This is a genomic window from Bacillus sp. DB-2 (genome assembly GCF_003315125.1).
In the GTDB taxonomy this organism is placed as follows: Bacteria; Bacillota; Bacilli; order Bacillales; family Bacillaceae_G; genus Bacillus_A; species Bacillus_A mycoides.
In genome coordinates this window covers 1-2,321 of sequence record NZ_QNRN01000040.1, presented here as the reverse complement: position 1 = coordinate 2,321, position 2,321 = coordinate 1, and the positions used below count along the sequence as shown (strand labels likewise).

General features: G+C 32.4%; 2 protein-coding genes. One reads left to right on the top strand and one right to left on the bottom strand.

Going from position 1 to position 2,321, the window contains the following annotated elements; genetic code table 11:
* Window positions 1–275: 275 nt before the first annotated feature.
* On the bottom strand, window positions 276–1,151 hold the full coding sequence (locus tag DET63_RS30000; protein WP_002086234.1) for a LysR family transcriptional regulator: 876 nt from the start codon (window positions 1,149–1,151) through the stop codon (window positions 276–278).
* 138 nt (window positions 1,152–1,289) lie between these two features.
* Here DET63_RS30000 and DET63_RS29995 point away from each other — a divergent pair, with 138 nt between their 5' ends.
* Window positions 1,290–1,958 carry a YczE/YyaS/YitT family protein gene (locus DET63_RS29995; protein ID WP_113938658.1) on the top strand — a complete coding sequence of 223 codons (669 nt, stop codon included), beginning with the start codon at window positions 1,290–1,292 and terminating at the stop codon, window positions 1,956–1,958.
* The last annotated feature ends 363 nt before the right edge of the window (window positions 1,959–2,321 follow it).

Genomic DNA, 2,321 nt, shown 5'->3' with positions numbered 1-2,321 from the left:
AACTCTGTAATTATAAAATAAAAAAGCATGACATAAAATTGTCATGCTTTTTCTTTTATATCTATATTTTTAAACCTAATACAGAACATTTTACTCGGGAAAGAGCTTTTTCATTTGTTGAAACCACTTATGTCCTTATATAAAAAGCTCTTTACTAATAAGTAATCTAATTACTGCTTTTTTCAAATTAGTAAAGAACTTTTTATCCCGGCTCAATTTTTCGTAAGATGTCTTTATTACTTGATTGGAGGCTATTTTTGCTTTGTTCATATCTCCTAATCAGCCATTTCCCAAAATTGAGATGCTACTTTGGAAATTCTTTGGTCTTTTAATTTTACTATTACAGGCTCTAACTGAAAATCAAATTGTTTCAATTCAAAAAGCGTTGTATGTTCTAAAAATGATGATGTGTAATCCATTCTTGGAATAACGGATAATCCTAGTCCTCTACTAACAAGTGCTACAACCATCCTTATATCTTTACACTCGATAATGATATTTGGCTTGACTTGATGTTCATCAAATACTTTGAAAAGGTCTTCATTGAAGGAGAGTCCTTCCATTGCTCCTAGCATAATGAATGGAAACTGGGCAATCTGTTCAATCGTCACATGCTGTGATGAAAACGAGGCTGCCCAACTTGATGGAATAATCACAGCGGTTGGTTGTTTTTTTAATATTTTCATCTCATATTGTTCACTATTGCCCAATCGTAAAAGTAAGGCAACATCAATTTCTCTTTGTTCTAGTCTTTTTAATAATTCTTCTGAATTTCCAGTTACTATTTTTATTTTGACATTAGGGTATTGTGTTCTAAACGTACTAACATAGTCAATGAGCATATTCGAACATGTAGACGATACACCGATACTTACTGTTCCGCCTATACCTTGTTCAATTTCTTGAATTTGCTGCTTTACATCTTGAATTTGCATTAACATTTGATTGGCATATTGGTATAGTATTTCACCTGTTGCTGTAAGCTCCCATTTTTGACGATATCGATGAATTAAAGTTGTGCCAAGATCAGTTTCAAGCTTTTTTAATAATTGGCTAAGTGGGGGCTGCGCGATATGGAGCACTTCTGCTGCCTTAGAAATGCTTCCTTGTTTCACAATTTCTTTAAAGTAATATAATTGCCTGAAATCCATTGTATCTCTCCATCATATGTTTTTTGATATAATTAGTTTATCATATATATATTTTTCATATGTCGAATTTAGCGTTATATTTAATTCTATAGCTATAGTCTTTATATTGATAATATTAACTAGAAAGTGAGAGATACTATGAATCATTGGAGCAGAACCTTGAAGCGCATCATCTTATACGTGCTCGGGTTATTTTTTATGTCGATGGGCATTAGCATGTCGATTCAAGCAGGATTTGGTGTATCGCCTGTGTCATCATTAGCATATGCAAGTACGCTAACGATTGGTTTATCGGTTGGTGTGACAATGGCGCTTGCAAATGTTTTATACATTATTATTCAAGTGATATTAAGTAAACGAATGGAGTTAAGTGAATTTGTGAGTCAATTCATTATTTCGTTTTTATTTGGTTTTTTCATGGATGCAACGCTCTTCCTTGTACAACTTTTCCCTGCACCTGAAACTCTCCTTGCTCGAAGTGTATATTTGATTATTAGTTTATTTGTTATAGCGGTCGGTTTAATGGGCTATACAACAGCGAAACTGCCATTAATGCCGTATGATGCGTTAACTTATGCAATTAGTGAAAAATTTAATTTAAAATTCGGTAAAGCAAAAATTTTGAGCGATTTAATAAACATTTGTGTGGCTGGTGCAATCTGTATAGTTTTCATTCAATCATTAGGCTCAATCGGAATCGGCACACTAATTGCCGCCTATTTTATCGGCAAAATTTTAGGGTGGATGATACCGTATTATCAACCACCTCTCCAACAATGGGTATTTAAAACAGAAAAGGCTGTCTAAGGAATCATAATAAAGTACAGGAAAAATAGATGAATCAAATTCCTCAGCCGAAATCAAATAATGAATTTTACACCTTACCAAGTGCCAGTCCACATTAGGAATGGCACTTCTTTATTACTGCCTTTTCTTTGACCTTCTATCACTTTGGTTAAATGATAAAACAAACATTGTATTAAAACTAACCTGCCGTTTAGTTAAAGAAGGATCTTTAAACAACTTTTTTATATTTTAAAAGACTTTATTGCTACTTAACACTATTTCATACCATCTTTTCAAACAATTATTTCAAATAAATTTTAGTGCTAGTATACAAAACTCTGTAATTATAAAATAAAAAAGCATGACATAAAATTGTCATGCTTT

Coding starts and splice junctions, on each gene's coding strand:
- DET63_RS30000 (WP_002086234.1), bottom strand. CDS start 1,151: ATGGATTTCAGGCAATTATATTACTTTAAAGAAATTGTGAAACAAGGA.
- DET63_RS29995 (WP_113938658.1), top strand. CDS start 1,290: ATGAATCATTGGAGCAGAACCTTGAAGCGCATCATCTTATACGTGCTC.